General features: G+C 68.2%; 25 protein-coding genes. 8 read left to right on the top strand and 17 right to left on the bottom strand.

Annotated features, from left to right (window positions below; all coding sequences use genetic code 11):
- Positions 1–50: 50 nt before the first annotated feature.
- From DIE13_RS16495 to dapF, 4 genes are all read right to left on the bottom strand, one after another.
- A complete protein-coding gene (locus tag DIE13_RS16495) occupies positions 51–1,265 on the bottom strand; it encodes a class I SAM-dependent rRNA methyltransferase (RefSeq protein WP_124828171.1) in 1,215 nt (404 codons plus the stop codon).
- 74 nt (positions 1,266–1,339) lie between these two features.
- Positions 1,340–2,260 (bottom strand): tyrosine recombinase XerC, encoded by a 921-nt coding sequence (xerC, locus tag DIE13_RS16490; protein ID WP_124828170.1) that lies wholly within the window; start codon positions 2,258–2,260, stop codon positions 1,340–1,342.
- A 13-nt stretch (positions 2,261–2,273) separates the two neighbouring features.
- Positions 2,274–2,996: a DUF484 family protein gene (locus DIE13_RS16485; protein WP_096508385.1), complete on the bottom strand. Its 723-nt coding sequence runs from the start codon at positions 2,994–2,996 to the stop codon at positions 2,274–2,276.
- Between the two features lie 36 nt (positions 2,997–3,032).
- Positions 3,033–3,902 carry a diaminopimelate epimerase gene (gene dapF, locus DIE13_RS16480; protein ID WP_124828169.1) on the bottom strand — a complete coding sequence of 290 codons (870 nt, stop codon included), beginning with the start codon at positions 3,900–3,902 and terminating at the stop codon, positions 3,033–3,035.
- Between the two features lie 461 nt (positions 3,903–4,363).
- Here dapF and DIE13_RS16470 point away from each other — a divergent pair, with 461 nt between their 5' ends.
- Positions 4,364–4,660, top strand: a complete 297-nt coding sequence (locus DIE13_RS16470) for a type II toxin-antitoxin system RelE/ParE family toxin (RefSeq protein ID WP_390679286.1) — start codon at positions 4,364–4,366, stop codon at positions 4,658–4,660.
- A complete protein-coding gene (locus DIE13_RS16465; RefSeq protein ID WP_124828167.1) occupies positions 4,614–4,916 on the top strand; it encodes a HigA family addiction module antitoxin in 303 nt (100 codons plus the stop codon). The genes DIE13_RS16470 and DIE13_RS16465 overlap by 47 nt, the downstream gene beginning before the upstream one ends.
- 25 nt (positions 4,917–4,941) lie before the next feature.
- Here the strand turns inward: DIE13_RS16465 and lpxL are convergent, their stop codons facing one another.
- Positions 4,942–5,826 (bottom strand): lauroyl acyltransferase LpxL, encoded by an 885-nt coding sequence (lpxL, locus tag DIE13_RS16460; protein WP_124828166.1) that lies wholly within the window; start codon positions 5,824–5,826, stop codon positions 4,942–4,944.
- Positions 5,827–6,091: 265 nt separating this feature from the next.
- Between lpxL and metK the strand changes: the two genes are divergently transcribed.
- Complete coding sequence (gene metK / locus DIE13_RS16455) at positions 6,092–7,279, top strand: methionine adenosyltransferase (protein WP_040128500.1); 1,188 nt, start codon at positions 6,092–6,094, stop codon at positions 7,277–7,279.
- A 104-nt stretch (positions 7,280–7,383) separates the two neighbouring features.
- Here metK and DIE13_RS16450 read toward each other — a convergent pair whose 3' ends face one another.
- Complete coding sequence (locus tag DIE13_RS16450) at positions 7,384–7,725, bottom strand: hypothetical protein (RefSeq protein ID WP_124828165.1); 342 nt, start codon at positions 7,723–7,725, stop codon at positions 7,384–7,386.
- 351 nt (positions 7,726–8,076) lie between these two features.
- On the opposite strand from DIE13_RS16450, the gene DIE13_RS16445 reads away from it, so the two are divergent.
- A complete protein-coding gene (locus tag DIE13_RS16445; RefSeq protein ID WP_124828164.1) occupies positions 8,077–8,850 on the top strand; it encodes a phytanoyl-CoA dioxygenase family protein in 774 nt (257 codons plus the stop codon).
- Between the two features lie 153 nt (positions 8,851–9,003).
- On the opposite strand, the gene DIE13_RS16440 is transcribed toward DIE13_RS16445, so the two are convergent.
- A complete protein-coding gene (locus tag DIE13_RS16440) occupies positions 9,004–9,210 on the bottom strand; it encodes a DUF3185 family protein (RefSeq protein WP_124828163.1) in 207 nt (68 codons plus the stop codon).
- Positions 9,211–9,395: 185 nt separating this feature from the next.
- On the opposite strand from DIE13_RS16440, the gene mgrA reads away from it, so the two are divergent.
- Positions 9,396–10,439 (top strand): L-glyceraldehyde 3-phosphate reductase, encoded by a 1,044-nt coding sequence (gene mgrA / locus DIE13_RS16435; protein ID WP_124828162.1) that lies wholly within the window; start codon positions 9,396–9,398, stop codon positions 10,437–10,439.
- 117 nt (positions 10,440–10,556) lie between these two features.
- Here mgrA and DIE13_RS16430 read toward each other — a convergent pair whose 3' ends face one another.
- The 3 genes from DIE13_RS16430 to DIE13_RS16420 form a co-directional block, all read right to left on the bottom strand.
- The gene (locus DIE13_RS16430; protein WP_011353526.1) at positions 10,557–10,742 is read right to left on the bottom strand and encodes a hypothetical protein; all 186 of its coding nucleotides are present in this window, start codon (positions 10,740–10,742) and stop codon (positions 10,557–10,559) included.
- 357 nt (positions 10,743–11,099) lie between these two features.
- Positions 11,100–11,981: a DMT family transporter gene (locus DIE13_RS16425; protein WP_124828161.1), complete on the bottom strand. Its 882-nt coding sequence runs from the start codon at positions 11,979–11,981 to the stop codon at positions 11,100–11,102.
- A 375-nt stretch (positions 11,982–12,356) separates the two neighbouring features.
- Positions 12,357–13,607 carry an MFS transporter gene (locus DIE13_RS16420; protein WP_124828160.1) on the bottom strand — a complete coding sequence of 417 codons (1,251 nt, stop codon included), beginning with the start codon at positions 13,605–13,607 and terminating at the stop codon, positions 12,357–12,359.
- A gap of 332 nt (positions 13,608–13,939) precedes the next feature.
- Between DIE13_RS16420 and DIE13_RS16410 the strand changes: the two genes are divergently transcribed.
- Together DIE13_RS16410 and DIE13_RS16405 are read left to right on the top strand one after the other, a co-directional pair.
- Entirely contained in the window at positions 13,940–14,152 is a 213-nt protein-coding gene (locus DIE13_RS16410) for a hypothetical protein (protein ID WP_011886311.1), read from the top strand.
- Between the two features lie 58 nt (positions 14,153–14,210).
- Positions 14,211–15,233 (top strand): serine/threonine protein kinase, encoded by a 1,023-nt coding sequence (locus DIE13_RS16405; RefSeq protein ID WP_390679281.1) that lies wholly within the window; start codon positions 14,211–14,213, stop codon positions 15,231–15,233.
- 72 nt (positions 15,234–15,305) lie between these two features.
- Here DIE13_RS16405 and DIE13_RS16400 read toward each other — a convergent pair whose 3' ends face one another.
- Positions 15,306–16,748: a coniferyl aldehyde dehydrogenase gene (locus DIE13_RS16400; RefSeq protein ID WP_124828157.1), complete on the bottom strand. Its 1,443-nt coding sequence runs from the start codon at positions 16,746–16,748 to the stop codon at positions 15,306–15,308.
- A 719-nt stretch (positions 16,749–17,467) separates the two neighbouring features.
- On the opposite strand from DIE13_RS16400, the gene DIE13_RS16390 reads away from it, so the two are divergent.
- On the top strand, positions 17,468–19,108 hold the full coding sequence (locus DIE13_RS16390; protein ID WP_124828156.1) for a GMC family oxidoreductase: 1,641 nt from the start codon (positions 17,468–17,470) through the stop codon (positions 19,106–19,108).
- A gap of 33 nt (positions 19,109–19,141) precedes the next feature.
- On the opposite strand, the gene DIE13_RS16385 is transcribed toward DIE13_RS16390, so the two are convergent.
- The 6 genes from DIE13_RS16385 to fliF are packed head-to-tail and all read right to left on the bottom strand — an operon-like array spanning position 19,142 to position 25,874.
- On the bottom strand, positions 19,142–20,419 hold the full coding sequence (locus DIE13_RS16385; RefSeq protein ID WP_124828155.1) for a flagellar hook-length control protein FliK: 1,278 nt from the start codon (positions 20,417–20,419) through the stop codon (positions 19,142–19,144).
- A 31-nt stretch (positions 20,420–20,450) separates the two neighbouring features.
- Positions 20,451–20,909: a flagellar export protein FliJ gene (gene fliJ / locus DIE13_RS16380; RefSeq protein ID WP_124828154.1), complete on the bottom strand. Its 459-nt coding sequence runs from the start codon at positions 20,907–20,909 to the stop codon at positions 20,451–20,453.
- 5 nt (positions 20,910–20,914) lie between these two features.
- Positions 20,915–22,456 (bottom strand): flagellar protein export ATPase FliI, encoded by a 1,542-nt coding sequence (fliI, locus tag DIE13_RS16375; protein WP_124828153.1) that lies wholly within the window; start codon positions 22,454–22,456, stop codon positions 20,915–20,917.
- Positions 22,450–23,133 (bottom strand): flagellar assembly protein FliH, encoded by a 684-nt coding sequence (gene fliH, locus DIE13_RS16370; protein WP_124828152.1) that lies wholly within the window; start codon positions 23,131–23,133, stop codon positions 22,450–22,452. Before fliH ends, fliI begins: the two co-directional genes overlap by 7 nt.
- Positions 23,126–24,121 carry a flagellar motor switch protein FliG gene (gene fliG / locus DIE13_RS16365; protein WP_124828151.1) on the bottom strand — a complete coding sequence of 332 codons (996 nt, stop codon included), beginning with the start codon at positions 24,119–24,121 and terminating at the stop codon, positions 23,126–23,128. Before fliG ends, fliH begins: the two co-directional genes overlap by 8 nt.
- Positions 24,111–25,874, bottom strand: a complete 1,764-nt coding sequence (gene fliF / locus DIE13_RS16360; RefSeq protein ID WP_124828150.1) for a flagellar basal-body MS-ring/collar protein FliF — start codon at positions 25,872–25,874, stop codon at positions 24,111–24,113. Before fliF ends, fliG begins: the two co-directional genes overlap by 11 nt.
- Between the last annotated feature and the right edge of the window lie 226 nt (positions 25,875–26,100).

Genomic DNA, 26,100 nt, shown 5'->3' with positions numbered 1-26,100 from the left:
CGCCAGCGGGAACGGCCGCCGGACGCGAGTGTGCGCGTAGATCGGGGCGATCAGACGATTTGCAACAGCAGGCCCTTCAGATACTCGCCTTCCGGAAATGCGGCGAGCAACGGGTGATCGACGCCCGCGCCGAGCCGCTTCAGGATGCGCGCATCGACCTTCGCGTCGGCGGCCGCGCCCGCGACGATCTTCTGGAACAGATCCATGTCGATCGCGCCCGAGCACGAATACGTGAACAGCAGGCCGCCCGGACGCAGCAGCTTGAAGCCGCTCAGGTTGATGTCCTTGTAGGCGCGTGCCGCGCGGTCGACGCTGTCGCGAGTCGGCGCGAACTTAGGCGGATCGAGCACGATCAGGTCGAAACGCTCGCCCTCGTCGACGAGGCGGCGCAGCGTCTTGAACGCGTCCGCGTCGAGCCAGGTCGCGCGTTCGGCGTCGAAACCGTTCGCCACGACGTTCTGCCGCGCGAGCGCGAGCGCGTCGCCCGACGAGTCGATCGACACGACGCGCGTCGCGCCGCCCTTGAGCGCCGCAAGCGAGAAGCCGCCCGTGTAGCAGAAGCAGTTCAGCACGTCGCGGCCGGCCGCGTACTGTGCGACGAGCGCGCGGTTGTCGCGCTGGTCGACGTAGAAGCCCGTCTTGTGGCCGTTGGGCACGTCGACGTGATACCGCACACCGTTTTCGTTCGAGATCAGCGTCGCGGGCGGCGCGTCGCCCGCGAGCACGCCGGTCGTCTGCTCGAGCCCTTCCTTGTCGCGGATCGATACGTCCGAGCGTTCGTACACGTTCGGGCAACCGGTCGCGCTGCCGAGCGCGGCGACGATCGCGTCCTTCCATGCTTCGACGCCGGCGGCCATGAACTGGCACACGAGCTGGCCGCGCGGCGCGGCGCCCGGCTCGGCCGTGTCGGCAATGTAGTAGTCGACGATCAGCCCCGGCAGCCCGTCGGCCTCGCCGAACACGAGCCGCACGGCGCCCGTGCCCGACACCATCGTCGTGCGGTGCGCGACCGCGCGCTGCACGCGGCGCTTGAAGAATGCGTGGTCGATCGGCTCGTTCTCGTCGAAGCTCCATACGCGCACGCGGATCTGCGACTGCGGGCTGTACGCGCCGCGCGCGAGGAAGCGGCCGTCGTGCGCGCGCACGATCACGGTCGCGCCGGGCGCGGGCTTGCCGTCGACGCGATCAATCGCATTGGCGTAGATCCACGGATGCCGGCGCAGCAGCGATTTTTCCTTGGACGGTTTGAGTGTGACGGTTTGCATGATCGGATCGAAATGGGCTGCGGGCGAAGCCGGCCGGTGCCGGTCGCCGTACGCGGCGGGTAAGACGGGACGCGTCAGTCGCGCTTCTTCGCGCGCGGATGCGCGCTGTCGTAAATCTTCGCGAGATGCTGGAAGTCGAGCGACGTATAGACCTGTGTCGCGGCGACGCTCGCATGACCCAGCAGTTCCTGCACCGCGCGCAGGTCGCCGCTCGATTGCAGCACGTGCGTCGCGAACGAGTGGCGCAGCACGTGCGGGTGGACGTTGGCGGGGATGCCTGCGGTGAGCGCCGCGCGCTTCACGCGCTCGCGCACGACGCCCGGCGCCATCCGGTTGCCGCGCACGGACACGAACAGCGGATGCGGGTCGTGCTTCACGAATTCGCCGCGCACCGCGAGCCACGCCTTCAGCGCGTCGATCGCCTTGCGGCCGACCGGCACCTTGCGTTCCTTGTTGCCCTTGCCGCGCACGGTGACTTCGGCTTCGGCCAGATCGAGCCAGCCGGTCGACCGGTAGCCGTCGGCCTGCGTGTACATCACGTCGAGCCCGACGAGTTCGGCGAGGCGCAGCCCGGACGAATAGAACAGTTCGAGGATCGCGTGATCGCGGATGCCTTCGGTGGTGTTGGCGAGCGGCGCGTCCATCAATGCCGATGCGTCGTCGACCGACAGCGCTTTCGGCAAGGTTTTCGGGCGTTTCGGCGCGCGTACCGCGGCGACCGGGTTCGCCGCCATCTCGATGCGCTGCGCGAGCCAGCGGTAGAACGCGCGCCACGCGGACAGCCGATGCGAGATCGATCGCGCGGACAGTCCGCCCGCGTGTGCGCGGGCGACCGCGCCGCGCATGTCGGCGGCCGTCAGCGCTTCGAGCGGCCGGCCGGCCGCGAGCTTCTTCAGTTCGTCGAGTTCGTGCGTATACGCGCGCAGCGTATGTTCCGACAACTGCCTGACGTACTTCAGATTCGACAGGTAGGCGGCGATCGGATCGTCGGTCATCGCGGGTGCGGCGTCAGTGCGGCAGCAGGCGCGTGAGCGCGGCGCTCGCGAGCGTCGCGATCTGCGCGAGGAAATCGGTGGCCATCCCGTCGTGGAACCGGCGCGGATCGGGCGAGCCGAGCACGAGCAGGCCGAAGGCGGGCGCGTCTGCACCGGCGAGCGGCGCGCGCAGCGCGAGCAGCGCGACCGACGTGGCCGCGCCGTCGCCCGCCGGCGCGGCTTCGCCGCCTTCCGCCGCGTTCGCGGCCGGAACCACCGCGGGCGCGAGCCACTGGGCCGCTTCGAAGCCGGTGTTCGCGCCGCAGTACGGCGTCGACAGGCCGTTCGTGAACAGACGCACTTCCTCGCCGACCTGGCGCGCAAAATCGGCCTGCGCGTAAGTGTCGGCGACGTCCCACACGCGCAGCGCCGTTTGCGGCACGTCGAACACGTCGGATATGCCGTCGGCGATCGTGCGCGGCAGCGCGTACGGGTCGCGCTCGGCGATCACGCGGGCGGTCCAGCGGCTGAACTTCGCGGACAGGCTGTCGTTCTCGTGCCCGTAGCGCACCAGCTCCGCGAGCCGGCGCTCGAGGTGCTTGTTCTTGTCGCGCAGCATTTCCATCTGCCGCTCCTGCAGCGAGATCGCGGCCTTGCCGTGCGGGTTCGCAAGACGGATCGTCGCGAGCAGTTCCGCGTGTTGCGCGAAGAATTCGGGATTGGCGAGCAGGTAGTCGGCGACTTCGCGATCGTTCATGTGACGGGAGCGTTCAGTTATCAGGACGTTGAAGGGTCAGACGTTCAGGTCGATCTCGCCTTCGAACACGGTCGCGGCGGGCCCGGCCATCATCAGCGCGGCGGCTTCGTCGCGCGCGCCGTCCCAGCCGATCGTCAGCGTGCCGCCGTGCGTGTGCACGGTCACCGGCGAATCGAGCAGGCCGCGCCGGATGCCGGCCGCCACCGCCGCGCACGCGCCGGTGCCGCACGCGAGCGTTTCGCCCGCGCCGCGTTCATATACGCGCAGCTTCACTTCGTTGCGCGACACGATCTGCATGAAGCCGGCGTTCACGCGCTCCGGAAAGCGTGCATGGCGCTCGATCAGCGGGCCTTCTTCGAGCACCGGATACGCTTCGGCGTCGTCGACGACCTGCACTGCGTGCGGGTTGCCCATCGTCACCGTCGAGATCCAGCGCGTGTGGCCGCCGACGTCGAGCGGCCACAGCGTGTCGCGGCCTTCCGTGCGGCCGTCGAGCCCCGACGCGTCGAACGGCACCTGCGCCGGCGCAAACACGGGCGCGCCCATGTCGACGACAACTTCGCCGTTGTCCTGCATCGTCAGCGTGATCAGGCCCTTCATCACTTGCACGCGCACGGTGCGCTTGTCGGTCAGGCCGCGGTCGCTGACGAATTTCACGAAGCAGCGTGCGCCGTTGCCGCAGTGTTCGACCTCGCCGCCGTCGCAATTGAATATCCGGTACTTGAAGTCCACGCCGTCGATGGTCGGTTTTTCGACGAGCAGCAACTGATCGGCGCCGATGCCGAAGTGTCGGCTGGCGAGCGCGCGCACTTGCGCTTCGGTGAGCGGCGGCAACGCGCGCGAATAGCCGTCGAGCACGACGAAGTCGTTGCCCGCGCCGTGCATCTTGGTGAACGAGAGTTTCACAGGGTCCGGGATTCCATGGCGAACAAGGCGGTCGGCGCGACGACGGCGACGTGCCGCCATTGCGGGCGGCTTCGTTCGTCGTGCCGATCTCAACCGCAAATGATACATGCAGCTGACAGGGGCGTCCTGCGCGGGCGGGGCGGCGGGTGTCGTTCGGGCGGCGGAGCCGGAAGGTGTCGGTCGATCGGCCGACTGGTTGCGCGGGCGACGAATGGGCAGATTGAGGTGTGTGGTGCGGCGGGCGTTGCCAGGGCGAGTGAATCCGGCTGCACGCGCCCGGGCTTTGCCTGCGCACGGGACGAACCGGGTGCGTGTTTTCGTACCGGTCAAATTGACGACTCAATCAGGCGATTCGTAGAGTCTGGCTCTACGCCATGTGGGCCATGCCGTCGATATCGCACGCGAGTAACGGGAGGCCCATGATCAAGTCATGGCAGCACATGAGGCTGGAGGCGGTTTTCATGAACGGGAACAAGGCGGGCATCCGGCCGGATCATGTCCCGAGGTTGCGGCGCCAGCTTGCCCGTCTCGACATCGCGAGTCAGCCGCTCGACATGAACGTCCCGGGCTGGCACCTTCACCGCCTCGCCGGTGGGCTGGAGGGTCACTACTCGGTGAGCGTGAGCGTCAACTGGCGCCTGACGTTCAGGTTCGATGCCCCGATGTCGTCCTGGTCAACTATCAAGACCATCACTGAGGTCATTCAACGCCATGACTCGCATCTTCAATCCGCCCCATCCGGGCGAAACGCTGCGTGACGACATTTTGCCGGCGCTCCGCCTGACCGTTACCGAAGCCGCCGCGCAGCTCGGCGTCACGCGGGCGGCGCTGTCGCGCATCCTGCACGGCCATGCCGGCATCTCGCCTGACATGGCGCTGCGTCTCGAGGCGTGGCTGGGCGAGGAAAACGGCGGGCGGGCGGATCGGTGGCTCGCGCAGCAGTCAGCCTACGATCTGTGGCAGGCACGCGCGAAAGGCGTGCCGAAGGTGGCGAGGGCGCAGGCGCGCGTTTGACGGCGCGCCCGCGGCCCCGATTGACTCAATAAAGGCTCGGCTCGCCGGGCGGCCGGGTCTTGAAGCGCTTGTGGACCCAGTAATACTGCTCGGGCATCAGCGGAATCTGTTCCTCGAGGAATTCGTTCATCCTCCGCGCGTCGAGATCGTCGTCGCCGGTCGGGTAGTGATCCCAAGGCTTGAATACCTTCAGCCGGTAGCCCTTGTAATTCGGCAGCACCTCGCCGATGAACGGCACGACCTGCGCACGGCCCGTCTTCGCGAGCCGGCCGACGGCCGTCAGCGTGCAGGCGGGCACGCCGAAGAAGGGTACGAACGTCGAATTGCGCAGCCCGTAATCCATGTCGGCGCCGAGCATCACCGGCTTGCGATCGCGCAGCCAGCGCAGCACGACGCGCGCGCTGTCCGCGCGGCCGACCATCTCGGCGTCGAAGCGCCCGCGTGCCTTTTTCGCCTCCTCCTCGAGGATCGCGTTCGAGAACGGCTGGTACAGCGACCCGCAACGGCGGTGCAGCGACCGGTTCAGCCAGATCGAGCCGGCTTCGATGCCGACGAAGTGCAGGCCGAGGAACAGCGTCGGGGGCAGATCGGGATCGGTGAGGTCGACCGCGCTGTCGACCTCGATCAGTTTCGCGAGCTTGCGCTCGGATCCGAACCACTGGACGCTGCGCTCGACGTAGCTGCGGATCGCGTGGCGGAAATGCAGGCCTGCCACTTCCTCGCGCCGTTCGTCGCTCCAGTCGGGGAAGCAGAGTTTCAGATTGATATGTACGATGCGCTTTCGCCGGCTGGGAATCTGGTACAGCAGCCAGCCGAGGCCGTCGCCGAACCGTGCGGTCAAGCCGTAGGGCAGCAGGGCGAGCAGCTTCAGCAAGCCGATGGCGAGGTGCGTGCCGAGGCGGCCTAGCATGCGGAATCTCCGTGGGGCCGGCTGGCCGGCACGTTGCGAACAGGGGGGTAGAACAGCGGACGATGCAGCACGGGCGGCGCTCTGTGACAATTCACGAAAGCCGCTATAATACGGGCTTCGCCGAGTTAACTGACAACTTGCGGGGCGAAGCCGGCTGGCGCGAAGCGCGCTGCCCGGTCCTGGTAATCCGCTAAAGCGTCGCCGCTTCAGGCCCAACGAAGCTGGCTACGTGAAACCAACCGTATCCACACAGGAGCCTGAAAAAGTGGCAAACGATTATCTCTTCACGTCCGAATCCGTCTCCGAAGGCCATCCGGACAAGGTCGCGGACCAAATCTCGGACGCGATTCTCGACGCCATCCTCGAGCAAGACAAATATTCCCGCGTTGCGGCTGAAACGCTGTGCAACACGGGTCTCGTCGTGCTGGCCGGTGAAATCACCACGACGGCAAACATCGATTACATCCAGATCGCGCGCGACACCATCAAGCGCATCGGCTACGACAACACCGACTACGGCATCGACTACAAGGGTTGCGCCGTGCTCGTCGCGTACGACAAGCAGTCGCCGGACATCGCGCAAGGCGTCGACCGCGCGCATGACGACAACCTCGATCAAGGCGCTGGCGACCAGGGCCTGATGTTCGGTTACGCATGCGACGAAACGCCGGAACTGATGCCGCTGCCGATCTACCTGTCGCACCGTCTCGTCGAGCGCCAGGCCAGCCTGCGCCGCGACGGCCGCCTGCAATGGCTGCGCCCGGACGCGAAGTCGCAGGTGACGGTTCGCTACGTCGACGGCCGCCCGGATTCGATCGACACCGTCGTGCTGTCCACGCAGCACGCACCGGACATCGAGCTGCCGGCGCTGCGCGAAGCCGTGATCGAGGAAATCATCAAGCCGACGCTGCCGGCGGACCTGATCAAGGGCGACATCAAGTTCCTCGTGAACCCGACCGGCCGGTTCGTGATCGGCGGCCCGCAGGGCGACTGCGGCCTGACCGGCCGCAAGATCATCGTCGATACGTACGGCGGTGCCGCACCGCACGGCGGCGGCGCGTTCTCGGGCAAGGATCCGTCGAAGGTCGACCGTTCGGCAGCGTATGCAGGCCGCTACGTCGCGAAGAACATCGTTGCTGCCGGCCTCGCGTCGCGCGCGCTGATCCAGGTGTCGTACGCGATCGGCGTCGCCGAGCCGACCTCGGTGATGGTCAACACGTTCGGCACGGGCCGCGTGTCGGATGCCGTGATCACGAAGCTCGTGCGCGAGCACTTCGACCTGCGTCCGAAGGGCATCATCAAGATGCTCGACCTGCTGCGCCCGATCTACGAGAAGACGGCAGCTTACGGCCACTTCGGCCGCGAAGAGCCGGAATTCTCGTGGGAAGCCACCGACAAGGCACTCGCACTGGCCGAAGCGGCCGGCGTGGAGCCGACGGCACGCGTCGCGTAAGCGTCGTTCGCCTGAAACAAAAAACCCCGGCATGCCGGGGTTTTTTCATGCGTGTCGAGCGCCGCAACGCGGCGATCGTCGCGGGCGCTGCCCGCGGCGCGGCTTCAGCGTGCGCCGAACCCGAACCACCCGGTGCTCGCCGCGAGGCGGCGCGGGCGGTTGACGCGGCGCTGCGGGCCGAGCGTGCGGCGCAGCGCGAGCGCGCGCAGCGATGACGGCTTCTGCAGCAGCGAGCGCAGGCCGGCACGGCGGGCGAACGCCTGCGTGCTCACCATCGAGAAAAACGCATGGAACCACGCGCGGATGCCGTCCAGCCGGCTGTGCGCGTGCGTGCGCTCGGCGAGCGCCTGCTTGCGTGTGCCGTGGTGGCGCAGCGAACGGGCAGGAGCGGACGGCACGACGCGCTTCGCGGCGCGGCTGAGACGGGAAGTCAGACGGAATGGCATGTGAACGATGCTTCGCTTGTATGGATGGCGCCCTTAAGAGCGCACTGGTATGAACGGCCTCGGATGGCGCAACGCATCTTACCGAAAGTCGTTGCGCGCCGCGCCCGCCAGAATTGACAGGCCGCGACAGGCTACAGGGGTTTCATGACGGGCAAAAGTCGCGATAAACCCTTGTGCCGCAAGCGCGTGCCGCATACCGCCTGTCGTTGAGGCTCGCACCGCGCCGCACAGTTCCCTTGAGCCAGATCAAATTGCCGATTGGCATGCCCCTGCGCACGACAATGGCGCTGTTCGAGGCATCCGGCGCCGATTTACAATCGTCACATTCACACAATAAACGTCTGGCATCCCATGTCGTCACCACTGCAGTCGGAATCGATCCGCGCGCAAGTCGCGGAATTGCGCGAACGCGGCTTCGTCGTTGCGCGCGGCCTCGTCGGGGAAGCGCAGTGCGCGGCGCTCAAGCGCATCGCGGAGCGCCAGTTGCAGGAAGCGGCGGAGCCGATCGAATTCGAGGCGGATCTGCGCTATCCGGGCGCGCCCGAGTCGAAGCATGCGCCGGGCGGGCATACGGTGCGGCGGCTGCTCGACGCGTACACGCGCGATCCGGCGTTCGCCGAGCGCGCGATCGCGCCCGAAATCGGCGCGTGGATGCGCGAGTACTTCGGCGAGCAGCCGGTTCTGTCGTGCGCGCATCACAACTGCATGATGACGAAGCACCCGGCGTACGGCAGCCTCACCGGCTGGCATCGCGATTTCCGTTACTGGTCGTTCGAACGCGCGGACATGGTGTCGGTGTGGCTCGCACTCGGGCCGGAAACGAACGAAAACGGCGCGCTGTGGCTGGTGCCGGGCTCGCATACGGCCGAATTCGGGCCGGAAGCGTTCGACAATGCGAAGTTCTTCCGCAGCGACCTGCCGGAAAACCGGAAGATGATCGACGCGGCAACCTGCCCGCCGCTCCAGACGGGCGACGTCGTGTTCTTCCACTGCAACACGCTGCATTCGGCGGGGCAGAACCGTTCGGACCAGGTGAAGTTCTCGCTCGTGTACACGTATCACGGCGTGAGCAACCGGCCGCTGCCGGGCACGCGTTCGGCGGCGAAGCCGGAAGTGCAGTTCTAGCAGCGGTTTCGGCCGCGCGGTCGCGCGATGGGGCGCCGCGGCGGCTCGGCGGATGAAGAAACGGGCGGCCAGGCCGCCCGTTGCATTTTGCGCGGCCGGATCGCGTGACGCGGGCCGTTGCGTGACGCAGACCGCTGCGCAGTGGCGCAGCGCTCAGCGCTTGTTGGCCGGCATCGCGAGCCCGATCAGGCCGATCAGCATGGCGACGGCGCCGCCGACGATCAGCAGGATCGTCTTCGTGGCGGGCGAGCCGGTGAAGAAGCGCGACACGTTGTCGTTGATCGAGTGAAACGACTGGCCGCCGAAATACAGCAGCAAGACGCCGCCGACGAGCAGCGCAACCGAGATGACCCGGGACATACCAACCTCGCTGTAACCGTGATTCGAGACGCCGCAGTGTAGGCGACGAGCGCGGCCGCGTCCATCGCCGTGCGCGCTCGCGCCGCGTTCGCTACCATAGCCGTCGTACGTTTTCCTCGCCGCCGGCGCGCGATGTTCGCGTGCGGCGCGCGTCCCTTCCCCCGACGTCCTGACGGAACAGACTCATGGCCTACGAAGCAGCTTCCGAGCGTTATGCCGACATGCAGTACCGCACCTGCGGCAAGTCCGGGCTCAAACTGCCCGCCCTGTCGCTGGGCCTGTGGCACAACTTCGGCGACTCGACGCCGATCGCGACGCAGCGCGACATCCTGCGCACCGCGTTCGACCTCGGTATCAACCACTTCGATCTCGCGAACAACTACGGGCCGCCGTATGGCAGCGCCGAAACCAACTTCGGCCGGCTGCTGAAGGAGGATTTCCGGCCGTACCGCGACGAGCTGCTGATTTCGACGAAGGCCGGCTGGGATATGTGGCCGGGCCCGTACGGCAGCGGCGGCGGGTCGCGCAAGTACGTGCTCGCGAGCCTCGACCAGAGCCTGCAGCGCATGGGCCTCGACTACGTCGACATCTTCTATTCGCATCGCTTCGACGCGCACACGCCGCTCGAGGAAACGGCCGGCGCGCTCGCATCGGCCGTGCAGCAGGGCAAGGCGCTATACATCGGCATCTCGTCGTATTCGGCCGCGAAGACGCGCGAGATGGCTGCGCTGCTCGCGCAATACAAGGTGCCGCTGCTGATTCACCAGCCTTCGTACAACATGCTGAACCGCTGGATCGAAGAGGATCTGCTCGATACGCTCGACGACGTCGGCACGGGCAGCATCGCGTTCACGCCGCTCGCGCAGGGGCTGCTCACGTCGAAATACCTGAACGGCGTGCCGGCTGACGCACGCGTGAACAAGCCGGGCGGCGGCTCGCTGAAGCAGGATCACCTGAGTGCGGACAACCTCGAGCATGTACGCAAGCTCAACGGTATCGCGGAGCGGCGCGGGCAGAGTCTCGCGCAGATGGCGCTCGCATGGGTGCTGCGCAATGGTCGCGTGACGTCCGCGCTGATCGGCGCGAGCCGGGCTGAGCAGGTGCGTGAAAACGTCGGTGCGCTGAAGAACCTCGCGTTCACGGCCGACGAACTCGCGGAAATCGATCGCTACGCGACCGAAGGTGGCATCAATCTGTGGGAAAAACCGTCCACCGATCAGGCGATCTGACCGGTGATCGATGCAGTCGATACGGGGTGCGAACCATCGCGCGCCGTATCGCCGCGGATGCACGCAGTCCGTCACGTCGCTGCGGTGCAGCGGCGTGAACTGCACGCGGCTGCACCGCTAGATCAGCGCAGGCAGGCCTTCGACGAGCAACACCGCGACGCCGACGCCGAGAATGACGCCCAGCACGCGCAGCAGGTTATGACGGAATTCGGTTGCGCAGGGCACCGCGCCGAGGAACAGCGCGCCGGCCAGCGCCATCGGAATCAACAGGATGAAGTCGCCGATCGTGAAATAGGTCGTCATGCGTGTCTCCAGTGTCAGCCGGAGTTGGCGCTTCAGCGCTTACTTCGGCCCCACCCCGGTGGGGCGTCGGCCGGTGTGGGTGCTTCAGCGCCGCTTCCAGCTCCCTGCCGGGTATTTCTAATGTCGAGCCGCCTCGATTGCGAGCAAGGCGGGCAATTCGAGTATAGGCAACCCGGCGCCGTTTTTCGCTCTCCAGACCGTTAAAAGTCAGCGGAAAACCCCGGGGATCTCGCATATTTCCCGCGAATCGGACGAATGCCTTGCGCATGTCTTTCACATTCATTTCATTTGGCGCGCATATGTCGTACACCTCCGACGCGAGCCGCCGCACCCGCGGGCGCGGCGGCTCGTGCACGCTTACGCGCGATCGGGACGTGCGCGAACGGCCGGCGTGCGGAATACGAGCGCGAGCCCCGCGACGATCGCGCCCATGCCGGCGAGCGCGAGCGGTTCAGGACGATTGCCGAGCCAGGCCGCGTCCATCAGCGTGGTGACGATGGGCACGAGATAGAACAGGCTCGTCACGTTGACGAGATCGCCGCGCTGCATCAACCGGTAGAACAGCAACTGCGCGATCACCGAGATCACGATGCCGAGCCAGAGCAGCGGCACGACGAACGCCCAGCTCGCATCGAGCGAGATTGGCCGAAACGGCAGGATCACCGCGCATAGCGCGAGGCCGATCGCGTTCTGCAGCGGCAGCACGTCGGCGGGAGCGGTGCGCACGCGCTTTTGCTGCAGCGAGCCGACGGTCAGCGCGACGAGTGCGGCGAGTGCGCAGGCGACGCCCGCGATCGACAGCCCGGCGCCGTCGACGCCGCGGCACACGACGAGCACGAGGCCCGCCAGCGAGAGGCCGAGCCCCGCGACGCGCATCGGCTGCCAGCGCCGCTCGACGATCGCGAGCGTGAGGATCGGCTGCACACCGAGGATCGTCGCGAGTACGCCCGGTGCGATTCCGCGCTCGAGCGCGAGCAAGTAGAAGATCGAATAGCCGCCCATCATCAGCAAGCCGGTCAGCGCGGCCACGCGCCGCTCGCCGCGCGGCGGCAGCCAGCGTCCGCGCATGCAAGCCAACCCGAGCAGCACGAGCGACGCGAGCGCGAAGCGTGCGGTGAGAAAGACGAACGCGGATGCGTGACGCAGCCCGAGTTCAGCGAAGATCGCGCCGCTGCTCCACAGCAGCACGAAGAGCGACGTCGCGCCATGCGCGGCGAGCGCGCGTTTGAACGAAACCATGTGAATCCACCTGTCGAACGGATCGAAACGTTCCACGTCGCGCGCAGCAATGCACCGTGCGTCGACGCGCACGAACGGCCGCAAACGGGCGAATGGAAAGCGGAAAACGAAAGCCGGCTGATCAGCCGACGCGTGCCGCCGGCGGGGGCGGCGCGGCGCCGGCGAGCGGCGGTGCGACAGGAGGTGGGGGGGCCGACGGATGCGCGCACGCCTGCGGCCGCGTATCGAACTGCGGCCGGGATTTTGCGAGAGCGGACGTGAGCGGATGCATCGTGTGTCGAAATGCGCTTGAACGCGAATGAGCTTCGAAGGTACCGCAAGGTAGCTATCCGGCGCAACTGCCGGCGATGCGTCGACGCGCGTGCATGAACGACGTCACGCTGCGCCGCTGCGTTCGCGCGTGCGCAGCCACGCGGCAGCCGCCAGCCCGACCGCGAGCAGCATGGCGACGAGTGCCGCGACGCCGGGCCAGCCGTACGCGCTCCAGAAGCGTCCGCCGAGCGAGCCGACGATGCTCGAACCGAGATAGTAGGACAGCAGATACAGCGCGGCGGCCTGCCCCTTGCCCTGCGTCGCGAGGCGTCCGACCCAGCCGCTCGCGGTCGAATGCCCGGCGAAGAAGCCGAACGTCACGCACGCGATGCCGAACGCGATCGCGGCGACGGGCTGCAGCAGCGTCAGCGCGACACCGGCCAGCATGATGACGACGCTCGCGATCAGCACGCGACCGCGGCCGATCGAATCGGCCATCCGCCCCGACCACGGCGATGCGACGACGCCGACCAGATAGACGATGAAGATCGCGCCGATCGTTGCCTGATTCATCGAATACGGCGGCGCGAGGAGCCGATAGCCGACGTAGTTGTACAGCGTCACGAAGCCGCCCATCAGGATGAAGGCCGTTGCAAACAGCACGGGCAATTCGCGGCGGCCGGCGAGATGCCGGACGAGCGCCGCGCGATGCTGCGCGAAGCCGAGTCCGCGACGCGGCGTGAAATGGCGCGATGGCGGCAGCAACGCGCGAAATGCGAGCGTCGCGGCGAGGCCGAGCACGCCGATCGCACCGATCGCGATGCGCCACGTGAACAGGTCGGCGAGCACGCCCGCGATCACGCGCCCGGCCATCCCGCCGATCGCGTTGCCGCCGACGTAGAGTCCCATGGCGAGGCCGAGCCCGTCGGGGTGCACTTCCTCGGCGAGATACGCCATGCCGACGGCGGGTACGCCGCCGAGCGCGAGCCCGGTGAGCGCGCGCAGCACCAGCATCTGGTGCCAGTGCGGCGCGAACGCGGCGACGAGCGTGAGGAGCGACGACAGCATCAGCGATGCGGTCATCAGCCGGTGGCGGCTCAGCCCTTCGGACACGAAGCCCGCGACGAACACGGCCACGGCGAGCGCGCCCGTCGCGAACGACAGCGCGAGACTGCTTTGCGCGGGACTCACGCCGAACGCGCTCGAGAATTCCGGCAGCAGCGGCTGCACGTAGTAGAGCAGCGAGAAGGTCGCGTAGCCGGCGAACAGCAGCGCGACGCTCGCGCGCCAATAGTTGCGCGAACCACGTTCGAGATAGGGCGGGGATGCATCGCGGCGCGAGGCCGCGGGCGTGGCTCCGTTGGATGCGGTCACGCGAAATCTCCTGACGGCCGGGCAAAGGGCAGACGATACGCCCGTTGCGCAATGCGCGTGCGCGCCGCGCGGCGGCTGGCCCGATTCGGCGGACAGTCACATTCGACAGGGTATGATGGGGGTGTCCGCCCGTGCAAGCGCACGCGCGGCGCAGTGGTTGATTGGAGACATTCGACGAATTCGCGGCACTTCACCCGCTTCTTCTTCTTTTCGCGCTTCGATAAACCGTGAACAATGGGATACGCGCAACACCCCGGCGAGGGCGGCGCGGATCGTGCATTTGCCGGCTCGCCAGCGGGCCGGGTTTCAAGTTTCAAGAGTGGGGAACCATCATGCATGTCGGGTCGATTGTCTGTACTACCCATATCGCAGTGCCGAAGGGCGCGCGCGGCATCGTTCAGCGCGTTCTGGGCGACATGGCCATGGTGACCTGGTACGCGGGCGTGCCGGGCGAGTCGAAAGAACTCAACACCGAGCCGTTCTTTCTCGAGGACCTGATCGACACCGGCGAATCCGTGCTGCCGGCCGGCGCCGCGATCCACTGAGCGTGCATGCCGCACCGGAAGCTCGTCTTTCGGCGCGGCTGACGGCACAATGCGGGGCATGAAAGACGTCACTTCCGCCCCCGCTGCTCCCGCCGGCCCGCCGTTCGCCGGCCTCACGCCCGAGTGCGTGCTCGATGCGCTCGACAGCGTGTTGATGCCGTCCGGGCTGCGTACCGACGGGCGCCTGCTCGCCCTCAACAGCTACGAAAACCGCGTCTACCAGGTGGGCATCGAAGACGGCCCGCCGGTCGTCGCGAAGTTCTACCGGCCCGAGCGCTGGTCGGACGAAGCGATCCTGGAAGAGCACGCGTTCGTCGCCGAGCTCGCCGCACGCGAAATTCCGGCCGTGCCGGCGCGCACGTTCGACGGCCGCACGCTGCACGCGTTCGACGGCTTCCGCTTCTCGATCTTCGAGCGGCGCGGCGGGCGGGCGCCCGATCTCGACCGCAGCGATACGCTCGAATGGCTCGGCCGCTTCATCGGCCGCATCCATGCGGTCGGTGCGACGCAGCCGTATGTCGCGCGCCCCGTGCTCGACATCCGCACGTTCGGCTACGAGCCGCGCGACTATCTGCTCGCGCACGATTTCATTCCCGACGACGTACGGCCCGCGTACGAGACGGCCGTTACGCTCGCGCTCGAAGGCGTCGAAGCGGCGTTCGAGCGTGCGGGCGAAATCCGCCTGCTGCGCACGCACGGTGATTGCCATCCGAGCAATGTGTTGTGGACCGACGCGGGCCCGCATTTCGTCGACTTCGACGATAGCCGGATGGCGCCTGCCGTTCAGGATCTGTGGCTGCTGCTGCCGGGCGATCGCGAAGGCGCGTCGCGTGCGCTCGCCGACCTTCTCGCCGGGTACGAGGATTTCTGCGAATTCGAGCCGCGCGAACTGCATCTGGTCGAAGCATTGCGCACGCTGCGGCTGATTCACTACGCGGCGTGGCTTGCGCGCCGCTGGGACGACCCGGCCTTTCCGGCTGCCTTTCCCTGGTTCAACACGCATCGCTACTGGGAGGCACGCGTACTCGAACTGCGCGAGCAGATCGGCGCGATGCAGGAAGGGCCGCTCTGGCCCGTGTGACGGCGCGCGCGGCAGCTTCGCCGCGCGGCATTTTCAGGTGAACCGCCGCGCGTGGCGCGCGGCCCGCGCCACCTAGAACTTCAGCATCATCTTGATCACCGCGGCGAAGCGCTTGCCATAAGGCGGCGCGATCAGCCCGCGCATGTTCATGCGCGGCTGCGTGAGCACCGGCTTCATCTTCGAGAATGTCACGAAGCCGTCGTAGCCGTGATATGCCCCCATTCCGCTTGCGCCGACACCGCCGAACGGCAGGCTGCCGCACGCGATGTGCATCAGCGTTTCATTGACCGTCACGCCGCCCGAGATCGTTTCGCGCATCACGCGGTCGATCGTGCCGCCGTCTTCGTCGAACAGATACAGTGCGAGCGGCCGCGGGCGTGCATTCACGTATGCGATCGCCTCGTCGAGGCGCTCGTATGGCACGAGCGGCAACAGCGGCCCGAAGATTTCTTCCTGCATCAGCTGCGACGCGGCCGGCACGTGCGTGAGCGCACACGGCACGAAGCGGCGCGACGCGGGATCTGACTGCGTGTCGGTCAGCGGATGCAGTTGCGCGCCGGCCGCCTGTGCGTCGGTCGCGAGCTGCTGAAGCCGCGCGTAATGGCGTGGCGACACGATCGTCGTGTAATCGCCGTTGGCCGACAGGTCCGGATACAGCTTCGCGAAGCGCGCCCGCGCGCGCTCGATGAACGCGCCTTCCATGCCGCGCGGCAGCAGCACGTAGTCGGGCGCGATGCAGGTCTGGCCCGCGTTCAGCGTCTTGCCGCCGATGATCGCGTCGACGGCCGCGTCGAAGCGCGCGTTCGGGCCGACGATGGCCGGCGACTTGCCGCCGAGTTCGAGCGTCACGGGCGTCAGGTTGTCGGCCGCTGCGCGCATCACGTGACGGCCGACGTTCGTCGAGCCGGTGAACAGCAGGTGATCGAACGGCAGCGCGCTGAACGCGGCGCCAATCTCCGCATCGCCGTTCACGACCGCGACGTGATCGCGCGAGAAGGTCTTCGAGATCAACTGCTCGAACAGCGCGGACGTGCGCGGCGTCAGCTCGGACATCTTGACGATTGCGCGGTTGCCGGCGGCCAGCGCGCAGATCAGCGGGCCTGCTGCCAGCAACACCGGGTAGTTCCACGGCACGACGATGCCGACCACGCCGAGCGGCTGCGGCAGTACCTTCGCGCGCGCCGGTCGCAGCCACTTGTTCATCGGCTTGCGGATCGGCTTCATCCAGCGCTTGCCGTGCTTGAGCGCGTCGTCGATCTCTTCCTTCGCCATCCAGATTTCCGACAGCAGCACTTCCTGCTTCGCGCGATGACCGAAGTCGGCGCTGATCGCGTCGGCGAGCGCATCCGCATGATCGATCAGCATCGTGCGCAGCGCGCGCAGATGCTGCGCGCGGGTGCCCCATTCCGGATACGGTGCGCGCAGGTAGGCCGCGCGCTGATCGCGCAGCAGCGACGTCAGCGCGTCTAGCGACGGTAGCGCTTGCGGGGCCAGTTCGGGCAGGTCGTTTTTCATGTCGTCTCCTCCAGTGGGGCGTGGCGCGTCGGCCAGCAGTCAGGCCGCACGTGCCCGCTCGGCGAGCGTGGCGGGGCGGATCGGGATGGCGCGCGTCGCGCGGCGCGGGGCCGGATGCGATACGCGGTGTGAAACCGGTTGCCGTGTGCGGCATGCGTCGCATCCGCGCGACGGTGTCTGTATTCGGAAACGGGGTTGCGGAGCACTCATGCGAGGCGCGATGCGCTGCCCGGCGTGCGTGCGATGCCGCGATGCGCACGCACGCCGATGCACCCGAGCGGGGCGGCGCGATGCACGCGGCCGTGCAGAATCCGGCACATGGCGCCGCGCGTGCGACAAGCCGTCCAAACGGTCGGCGACACTGCGCGCCGTTCGATTTCGATCGGTCGCGCGTGCGTTGCCGGACATCACCGCATGGCCCGCCGTTTGAAATGAAATGCGGGCTGCGCGCAGTGCGTCCGGGCGACCCGGTCGGCACACGGCCTGCAGAACCTCGCGCTGCATCGTCGTCTCCCCAGTTTCGCGACGGCGCGGCTTCTCGCGGCCGGTGCATCGCGTCGAATGAATCGATACATCTTAAATTTAGTTCACGCGGGCGTTTAGAGGAATCGCTCTTGAATCCGCGTGCCGCGCGCGCAACGGCCATTCCTACAATGCCCGAACATTACAAGCGGAGCCGGCCGCGCCGGGTGCCGTTCATGACACGAAGGAGACGTGACATGCAATACGACTACATCATCGTTGGCGCAGGGTCGGGCGGGTCGAGCCTCGCCAGCCGCCTCGCCGATGCGTGCCCCGACGCGACGATCGCGCTGATCGAGGCCGGCTCGCATACGGAGCGCAATCTGCTCGTGAACATGCCGGTGGGTATCGCGGCGCTCGTGCCGTTCAAGCTCGGCACGAACTACGGCTACGAGACGGTGCCGCAGCCGGGGCTCGGCGGCCGGCGCGGCTACCAGCCACGCGGGCGCGGGATGGGCGGCTCGAGCGCGATCAACGCGATGATCTACACGCGCGGCCACCCGGGCGACTACGACGAGTGGGCACAACTCGGCGCGACGGGCTGGGGCTGGCAGGACGTGTTGCCGTATTTCCGCCGCGCGGAAGGCAACCAGCGCGGCGCCGATGCATGGCACGGCGCGGACGGCCCGTTGACCGTCTCCGATCTGCGCTTTCGTAATCCGTTCTCCGAACGATTCATCCAGGCCGCGCACGCGGCCGGCTATCCGCTGAACAACGACTTCAACGGCGCGACGCAGGAGGGCGTCGGCTTCTATCAGGTCACGCATCGCGACGGTTCGCGCTGCAGCGTCGCGCGGGCGTACATCTACGGCCGCAACCGGCCGAACCTGAACGTGATCACCGATGCGACGGTGCTGCGCGTGGGCTTCGACGGCAAGCGCGCGGTGGGCGTCGTGGTGTCGCGCAACGGCAGCGTCGAGACGCTCGGTGCACGCGCGGAAGTGATCCTGTCGGCCGGCGCGTTCAATTCGCCGCAATTGCTGATGTGCTCGGGGATCGGTCCGGCCGAACAGCTGCGTCGGCACGGGATCGCGGTGGTGCAGGATGCGTCGGACGTCGGCACGAACCTGATCGACCATATCGACTTCATCATCAACACGCGCGTGAATTCGTCGCAGCTCGTCGGCATTTGCCTGCGCGGGATCGCGAAGATGACGCCGGCGCTCGCACGCTACTTCTCGAGCCGCTCGGGGATGATGACGAGCAACGTCGCGGAAGCGGGCGGCTTCATCAAGAGCGACCCGTCGATCGATCGTCCGGACCTGCAACTGCATTTCTGCACGGCGCTGGTCGACGACCACAACCGCAAGATGCACTGGGGTTTCGGCTATTCGCTGCACGTGTGCGCGCTGCGTCCGTACAGCCGCGGCACGGTCGCGCTCGCGAGCGGCGATGCGCGCGATGCGCCGTTGATCGATCCGCGCTTTTTCAGCGATTCACGCGACCTGGACCTGCTCGTGCGTGGCGCGCAGGCGATGCGCCGGATCCTGTCGCAGGCGCCGCTCGCGTCGCAGGGCGGGCGCGAGCTGTACACGCGGGCGGACCAGAGCGAAGCCGAGCTGCGTGCGACGATCGTCGCGCATGCCGACACGATCTATCACCCCGTCGGCACCTGCCGGATGGGCTCGGATGCGCGGGCGGTGGTGGATCCCCAATTGCGCGTGCGCGGCGTCGAAGGGTTGCGCGTGGTGGATGCGTCGGTGATGCCGACGCTGATCGGCGGGAACACGAATGCGCCGTCGGTGATGATCGGCGAACGCGCGGCGGACTTCATCGTCGCGGCGCGCAAGGGCGGCGTGCCGCGCGGCGAGGCGGCTGCGGCGGTGCACGGCCGCTGAGCGGCACGCACCGGCACGCGGCGCGCGCGATGTTCAGGCAAACGTATCGACGAGGCCCACGCGGCTCACGGCTGCGGCGGCCGCTGCGGCTGGCACGGCGTCGGCCGGTGCATCGACGCCTGACGATCCGGCGCGTGCACGCTGCGACGACTGGCCGCCGGAGAAGCTCTGTTGCGCGTTCTGCTGTTGCGATGCGAAACCGCCGTCGCTGACGCTCGCGCTGCCGAGGCCCAGTCCGCCCGTTTCCATCGCTTCGCGCAGCTTCGGCAGCGCGGCTTCCACCGCATCACGCACCTGCGCATGCTGCGACACGAACAGCGCGTGCGCGTGATTGTCGGCGACGCGCAGCACGACCTGCAGCGGGCCGAGGTCCGGCGGATTCAGCGTCAACTCGGCGCTCTGCTGGTGCGCATTCGACAGGAACACGACCTTCTGGCTCAACGCGTCGGTCCAGTCGGCAGTGCCGACCTGCGGCGACAGCACGTGGGGGCTGGCTGCGGCGATCGCGCCCGCGGCCGGCGATGCCGGCAGGTTGGACTGCGCCCCGGCGGCAGCCGTTGCGGCGGCCGCGGCCATCGCGTCGGCGCTCGGGCTTGCGGTGTCGCCAGCCTGCGCCAGCGCATGCGCAGCCGGCTCGGCGCTCGCGGCGGCCTGCAGCGCCTGCGCGTTGGCCTGCGTGGGTGTCTGCTGCGCGGGGAATGCGCCTTTTGCGTCGGCAAGCGTGCGGTCGAACGCCGACGCTTTCGATGCGAGCGGTGCGGCGGCGGCCGATCCGGACGTCGCCGATGCCGTGCTCGCCCCGATCGCGCCCGCGCCGCCGGTCAGCTTCGCCAGCGCAGCCTGCAGCGCGTCGCGGCCCGATGCCGGCACGGCCGTCGCATCCTGGCTTGCATGCCCTGCAGCGTCCGGCTGAGCGGATGCCGCCGCGGCCGTCGCTGCATCGGCACTGGCCGGCGTTCCGTCGTTCGCGCGTGCCTGCAACTGCGCCTGCACGGCGGCGGCCGCGGCGAGCGCGGCGGCGTCGCCATTGTCGGCGGTGCCCGCATCGTCGGCGGACTTGTCGTCGTCATCGCCGGGATGCCTGGTGCCGGTGGCCGGCGTCGACGACGCGTGTTTCGTCGCGGTATCCGGCTTGCTGCCGTTCGCCGTGTCGTGCCGCGTGACGACGCTGTGCTTCAGCGTCTGCGCGAACGGCGCGGCGGCCGGCGCGATCGCGGCATCGTTGCCGGCGGACGAACCCGCGCCGCGGACGGCGCCGAGTGCGGCGCTCGCGGTGTCGATCAGCGCGCCGAGCAGGGGAAGGGGAGGCATGGCGATTCTCTCGTTCGAAGGCGATGGACGGTTATGCCGATCGGGCCGCGTCGGCCCGCATGCGCAGCATCTTCGCGGCGTGCTCGTCGGCGTCGCGTTGCTCGCGCTTCGCCTCGCGCTGCGTTTCCTGCGCGACGCCGCGCGCCTGCAGGATTTCGTATGAGCCGACGGTGCGCTTCTTCTGTTGCCAGTTCGGGCGCGCTTCGTCGATGCGCGCTTCGGCGGCGGCCAGCACGTTGCGCTGCTGCGTGATCGCCGTGTCGAGCGTATCGATGAACGCCTGGAAATTGCGCCAGTTGCCGGCCGGCATGCCGTGCTGCGCGGACTGCGCGAAGTTCGCGTGGTATTCGTCGCGATAGCGCAGCAGCGCGTCGAGCTGCTCGGCGGCCGAGGCGCGCTCGCGCTGCGCGGTGCCGAGCTGCTTCGCGGCCGTGTCGAGGTCTTCCTGCGCACGGTCGAGCAGCAATTGAAGGGGAAAGCCGTGTGCCATCGGGGTCAGCCTCCGTATACGTCGAACAGCGCATCGAGCGCGGTGAGGCTGGACGCGAACGGCGCGCATTCGCGAAAGCCCTGCTGCAGGAACGATTCGATGCGCGGATAGAGCGCGATCGCGCGGTCGAGCTGTGCGTCGCGGCCGGGCGCGTACGCGCCGACCGCGATCAGGTCGCGATTGCGCTGGTAGCGCGACAGCATCTGCTTGAACTGCCGCACGCGGTCGAGATGCTTTTCGTCGATCAGCGCGGTCATCGCGCGGCTGATCGACGCCTCGATGTCGATCGCCGGATAGTGGCCGGCCTCTGCAAGCGCGCGCGACAGCACGATGTGGCCGTCGAGAATGGCGCGCGCCGAATCGGCGATCGGGTCCTGCTGGTCGTCGCCTTCGGTCAGCACCGTGTAGAACGCGGTGATCGAGCCGCCGCCTTCGGGGCCGTTGCCGGTGCGTTCGACGAGTGCGGGCAGCTTCGCGAACACCGACGGCGGATAACCCTTGGTCGCGGGCGGCTCGCCGATCGCGAGCGCGATCTCGCGCTGCGCCATCGCGTAGCGCGTGAGCGAATCCATCAGCAGCAGCACGTGCTTGCCCTGGTCGCGGAAATACTCGGCGAGCGACGTGGCATACGCCGCGCCCTGCATCCGCAGCAGCGGCGACACGTCGGCCGGCGCCGCGACGACGACCGAGCGCGCAAGTCCGTCCTCGCCGAGGATCTGTTCGATGAATTCCTTCACTTCGCGGCCGCGTTCGCCGATCAGCCCGATCACGATTACTTCCGCGCTCGTGTAGCGCGCCATCGTGCCGAGCAGTACCGACTTGCCGACGCCGGAGCCCGCGAACAACCCCATCCGCTGCCCGCGGCCAACGGTGAGCAGCGCGTTGATCGCGCGCACGCCGACGTCGAGTACGTGGTGGATCGGCTCGCGATCGAGCGGGTTGATCGACGGCGCCGACAGCGGTGCGTCGGCGTTCGAGCCGAGCGGGCCGAGGCCGTCGAGCGGGCGGCCCGATGCGTCGACGACGCGCCCGAGCATCTTCCAGCCGACCGGCAGCCGCTTGGCGCCCGCGAGCGGGTCGGTGACGGGCGCGTTCTCGAGCGGCCACACGCGCGCGCCGGGCAAGACGCCCGCGACGTCGGTGGTCGGCATCAGGAACAGGCGGTCGCCGGAGAAGCCGACGACTTCCGCTTCCGCGTGCGGCAGCGTGCTGCCTGGGGGCAATTCGATCGTGCATTCGGCGCCGACCGACAGGCGCAGCCCGATCGCCTCCAGCACGAGGCCGGCTGCACGCGTGAGGCGCCCGCACGGGCGCAGCGGCAGCGCGCGCTGACTACGCTCGGCGAGCCCGTTCAGGTGCGAGCGCCACTGTGCGAGATGCGGATTGTGCGGTGCGCGTGGCGCGTCGTCGGGCGTGCTGCCCGCGTGCGGCTTCGCATGGCGGGCGGGGTCGTGCGCGCCGTCGGGGCCGAACGACGCGAGCGCGAGTTCGCGCTCCAGCGGCGTCATGCCGTCGTGCGCGAACGACTCGGGCACACGCGTCACCACGCGCCCACCTTGCCGATTGCGGCGGCGACGCGCTGCCAGCGCGTGGGCAGCGTCGCGTCGACTTCGCCGGTGGCCGCATGCGCGCGGCAGCCGCCGCGCTCGATCGACGCATCGGTACGCACGCTCCAGCCGAGCGTATCGAGATCGTCCTGCAGATAGGCTTCGACGACGGGCAGGTCGGCCGGGTTTACCGCGAGATGCGGCGCGCCGGACAGTGCCGGCTCGGCGGCGAGCACGTCGCGCACGGCCGCGACGAGTGCGGCGGGGTCATGCTTCACGTGCTGGCGCACGACTTGCTGCGCGATGTCGAGTGCGAGCTGCGCGAGGTCGGCCGCGAGATCGTGCCCGGCGTTCGACACGGCTTCGCGAAACGACGCGGCGAGGGCCGCGAGCTGCGCCGCCTGTTCGCGCGCTTCGGCCTGGCCGGCCTCGAAACCCTGCGCGTGGCCCTGCTCGAAACCGGCCTGGTAGCCGCGTGCCTGGCCTTCGACGTGACCGGTCGCATGGCCTTCGGCGTGCGCGGCGTCGCGCACGCGCTGCAATTCCTCGGCGAGCGCGGCGGCCGCCGCTGCCGCATCGTCGGCGGGCGGCGGGGGCGGCGGTGGATCGAACGACGTCATCTCCCACCGCTGGTACGCGGTGAGGGTGCCGGCGCGCTCGCGCTTGGAATCAGACATACGCGTCTTCCGCCTTGCCGCCGATCACGACCTGGCCGCTTTCGGCGAGATTGCGCACGATCTGCAGGATGCGGCGCTGCTGCGTCTCGACTTCGGACACGCGCACCGGGCCGCGCGCGTCGAGATCCTCGGCGAGCAGTTCGGCCGCACGCTGCGACATGTTCGCGAGGAACTTCTGGCGCAGCGCGGGTGGCGCGCCCTTCAGTGCGACGATCAGCGTTTCCGATTCGACTTCCTTCAGCACCATCTGGATCGCGCGGTCCTCGAGGTCGAGCAGATTCTCGAACACGAACATCTGGTCGATGATCTTCTGCGCGAGATCGGCGTCGTACTGGCGCACGCTTTCGAGCACGCCTTCTTCATGGTTGCTCGTCATGAAGTTCAGGATCTCGGCCGCGGTGCGGATACCGCCCATCGGGCTGCGCTTGAGGTTGTCGCTGCCGGACAGCAGCCCGGTCAGCACGTCGTCGAGCTCGCGCAGCGCGGCCGGCTGGATGCCGTCGAGCGTCGCGATCCGCAGCATCACGTCGTTGCGCAGCCGGTCGGCGAAGCACGACGCGATCTCGGACGCCTGGTCGCGGTCGAGGTGCACGAGGATCGTCGCGATGATCTGCGGATGCTCGTTCTTGATCAGCTCGGCGACGGCGCCCGAGTCCATCCACTTCAGGCCCTCGATGCCGCTCGTGTCGCTGCCCTGCAGGATGCGGTCGATCAGCACGCCGGCCTTGTCTTCGCCGAGCGCCTTGGTCAGCACCGAGCGGATGTAGTCGCTCGAGTCGAGCGACAGCGCGGTGTGCCCCTCGGCTTCCTTCACGAAGTCCTGCAGCACGTCGTCGACCTGCTCGCGCGTGACGTTCTTCAGCGCGGCCATCGCGGCGCCGATCTTCTGGACCTCGCGCGGCGCGAGGAACCTGAATACCTGGGCGGCTTCTTCCTCGCCGATCGACATCAGCAGCAGCGCGCTCTTGGTCAAACCTTCAGCGTTCATCGGACACCCAATTCTTCACGACGGTGGCGACGATCTTCGGATCCCGGCGGGCGATCGTGCGCGCGTAGTCGAGGTTGCGTTCGTGGCGGTTCCTCTCGTTCTCGAAGCCGAGCTGCAGCGGATCGGCTTCGTCGGCGCCGAGCTGCGCGGGCAGGCCGTCGAGTGCGACCGGATCGTCCGGCGCCGCGAGCGCCGGCGCGACCGGCTGCGGCGGCGGGAACGCGCGGCGCATCGCCGGGCGTACGAACATGAAATAGAGCGCCACCGCGGCGACCGCGATGCCGAGCCACTTCGCGACTTCCTTCGCCATCGCGATCATGTCCGGCTGGCGCCACCACGGCAGGTCGGCGTACGGGTCGCTCGCGCTCGAGAACGCACTGTTGACGACGTTGACGGAGTCGCCGCGCTTCTCGTCGTAGCCCATCGCGTCCTTGACGAGCTGTTCGACCTGCGCGAGCTTCGCGGGCGGCAGCGGCTGCATCGTCACGTGGCCCTTCGCGTCGGCGACCGGCTGGTAGTTGACGACGACGGCGACCGACAGCCGCTTCACGTTGCCCATCGGCTGTTCCAGATGACGGATCGTCTTGTCGAGCTCGTAGTTGGTCGTCTGGTCCTTGCGGTCGCTGACCGGCGTCGTCTGCGGCCCGCTTTGGCCGTTGGCGGCGACGATCGGCGCTGAAGCCGGCTGCGGCGGCGTGTTCGACAGCGCGCCCGGCACGCCCGACGCGCCGCCCTGCGCGAGCTCGGTCGCACTGCTGGTCTGCTGGCTGCGGATCGCGGCCTGTTGCGGCGTGCCGTTCGGGCCGTAGCTTTCCGAGGTCTGTTCGATCTTCGAGAAATCGACGTCCGCGCTGACCTGCGAGCGCGCGTTGCCGGCGCCGAAGATCGGCGCGAGGATCGCGTCGATGCGCTTCTGCGTATTGCCCTCGACCTGCTGCACGTACTTGAGCTGGCTCGCGTCGAGGCCGGATGCCGATGCGGACTGCGTCAGCAGGTTGCCGTCCTGGTCGACGATCGTCACGTTCTTCGCGGGCATGTCGGGCACGCCGGACGACACCATCCGCGTGATCGCCTGCACCTGGCCGTCGTCGAGCACGCGGCCCGGGTAGAGGTCGACGAACACGGACGCGCTCGGCGCTTCCTTGTCGCGCACGAACACCGACGGCTTCGGGATCGCGAGATGCACGCGCGCGCCGCGCACCGCGTTGATCGACTCGATCGTGCGTTGCAGCTCGCCTTCGAGCGCGCGCTGGTAGTTCACCTGCTCGGCGAACTGGCTGATGCCGAATTTCTGGTTGTCCATCAGCTCGAAGCCGACCGAGCCGCCCTTGGGCAGCCCCATCGCGGCGAGCTTCAGGCGCGTTTCATGGACCTGGTTCGACGGCACGAGGATCGCGCCGCCGGCGTCGGCGAACTTGTACGGCACGTTGGCTTGCTGGAGCGCGGTGATGATCGCGCCGCCGTCGCGGTCCGACAGGTTGCTGTACAGCACGCGATAGTCGGGCGCGCGGCTCCACAGCACGAGCGCGGTGATCACGGCGACCGCGAACGCGACGGCGATCACGAACGGCAGCTTCGGGTTGCCTTTCATCCGCGAGATGCCCGGGATGCGTTCGGCGAAGCCGCCCAACCCGAAGTCCGCGCCAGCGCCGCCCGCCCCCGGCAGCGCGGCGGCCGCGGTGGCGCCTGGCACCGGGCTGGCGAGGCCTGCGCGGGCGTCGGGGTTGATCAGCGAATTGGCCTGCGAATCCATGCGACGAGTTTCTCCGGAGCGGGACGACTGAGCCGCTCGGACGAGCGGACGGACAATGACACGATGCGATTATCGTGATCCGGCGGGGCGTCCGATCGACCGAAAAGAGCGGGGTTTCCCCCGTACTTTCGCGGCTTTGGCGCGCGGTGCACTGCTATCCTTTTTCGCGATCCGGCATGGTGCGCGTCGTGCGGCGCCGGCGGATCGCCCGGTCACGCCGGGTCTC

The sequence above is a fragment of the Burkholderia sp. Bp9016 genome (assembly GCF_003857765.1).
Classification (GTDB): Bacteria; Pseudomonadota; Gammaproteobacteria; order Burkholderiales; family Burkholderiaceae; genus Burkholderia.
This window is presented reverse-complemented; position numbering and strand designations above follow the sequence as displayed.

Bases quoted from the DNA above. Each gene is read 5' to 3' on its own strand.
- DIE13_RS16495 (WP_124828171.1), bottom strand. From the start codon at position 1,265: ATGCAAACCGTCACACTCAAACCGTCCAAGGAAAAATCGCTGCTGCGC.
- xerC (WP_124828170.1), bottom strand. From the start codon at position 2,260: ATGACCGACGATCCGATCGCCGCCTACCTGTCGAATCTGAAGTACGTC.
- DIE13_RS16485 (WP_096508385.1), bottom strand. From the start codon at position 2,996: ATGAACGATCGCGAAGTCGCCGACTACCTGCTCGCCAATCCCGAATTC.
- DIE13_RS16470 (WP_390679286.1), top strand. From the start codon at position 4,364: ATGAACGGGAACAAGGCGGGCATCCGGCCGGATCATGTCCCGAGGTTG.
- DIE13_RS16465 (WP_124828167.1), top strand. From the start codon at position 4,614: ATGACTCGCATCTTCAATCCGCCCCATCCGGGCGAAACGCTGCGTGAC.
- lpxL (WP_124828166.1), bottom strand. From the start codon at position 5,826: ATGCTAGGCCGCCTCGGCACGCACCTCGCCATCGGCTTGCTGAAGCTG.
- DIE13_RS16450 (WP_124828165.1), bottom strand. From the start codon at position 7,725: ATGCCATTCCGTCTGACTTCCCGTCTCAGCCGCGCCGCGAAGCGCGTC.
- DIE13_RS16445 (WP_124828164.1), top strand. From the start codon at position 8,077: ATGTCGTCACCACTGCAGTCGGAATCGATCCGCGCGCAAGTCGCGGAA.
- DIE13_RS16440 (WP_124828163.1), bottom strand. From the start codon at position 9,210: ATGTCCCGGGTCATCTCGGTTGCGCTGCTCGTCGGCGGCGTCTTGCTG.
- mgrA (WP_124828162.1), top strand. From the start codon at position 9,396: ATGGCCTACGAAGCAGCTTCCGAGCGTTATGCCGACATGCAGTACCGC.
- DIE13_RS16430 (WP_011353526.1), bottom strand. From the start codon at position 10,742: ATGACGACCTATTTCACGATCGGCGACTTCATCCTGTTGATTCCGATG.
- DIE13_RS16425 (WP_124828161.1), bottom strand. From the start codon at position 11,981: ATGGTTTCGTTCAAACGCGCGCTCGCCGCGCATGGCGCGACGTCGCTC.
- DIE13_RS16410 (WP_011886311.1), top strand. From the start codon at position 13,940: ATGCATGTCGGGTCGATTGTCTGTACTACCCATATCGCAGTGCCGAAG.
- DIE13_RS16405 (WP_390679281.1), top strand. From the start codon at position 14,211: ATGAAAGACGTCACTTCCGCCCCCGCTGCTCCCGCCGGCCCGCCGTTC.
- DIE13_RS16400 (WP_124828157.1), bottom strand. From the start codon at position 16,748: ATGAAAAACGACCTGCCCGAACTGGCCCCGCAAGCGCTACCGTCGCTA.
- DIE13_RS16390 (WP_124828156.1), top strand. From the start codon at position 17,468: ATGCAATACGACTACATCATCGTTGGCGCAGGGTCGGGCGGGTCGAGC.
- DIE13_RS16385 (WP_124828155.1), bottom strand. From the start codon at position 20,419: ATGCCTCCCCTTCCCCTGCTCGGCGCGCTGATCGACACCGCGAGCGCC.
- fliJ (WP_124828154.1), bottom strand. From the start codon at position 20,909: ATGGCACACGGCTTTCCCCTTCAATTGCTGCTCGACCGTGCGCAGGAA.
- fliH (WP_124828152.1), bottom strand. From the start codon at position 23,133: ATGTCTGATTCCAAGCGCGAGCGCGCCGGCACCCTCACCGCGTACCAG.
- fliG (WP_124828151.1), bottom strand. From the start codon at position 24,121: ATGAACGCTGAAGGTTTGACCAAGAGCGCGCTGCTGCTGATGTCGATC.
- fliF (WP_124828150.1), bottom strand. From the start codon at position 25,874: ATGGATTCGCAGGCCAATTCGCTGATCAACCCCGACGCCCGCGCAGGC.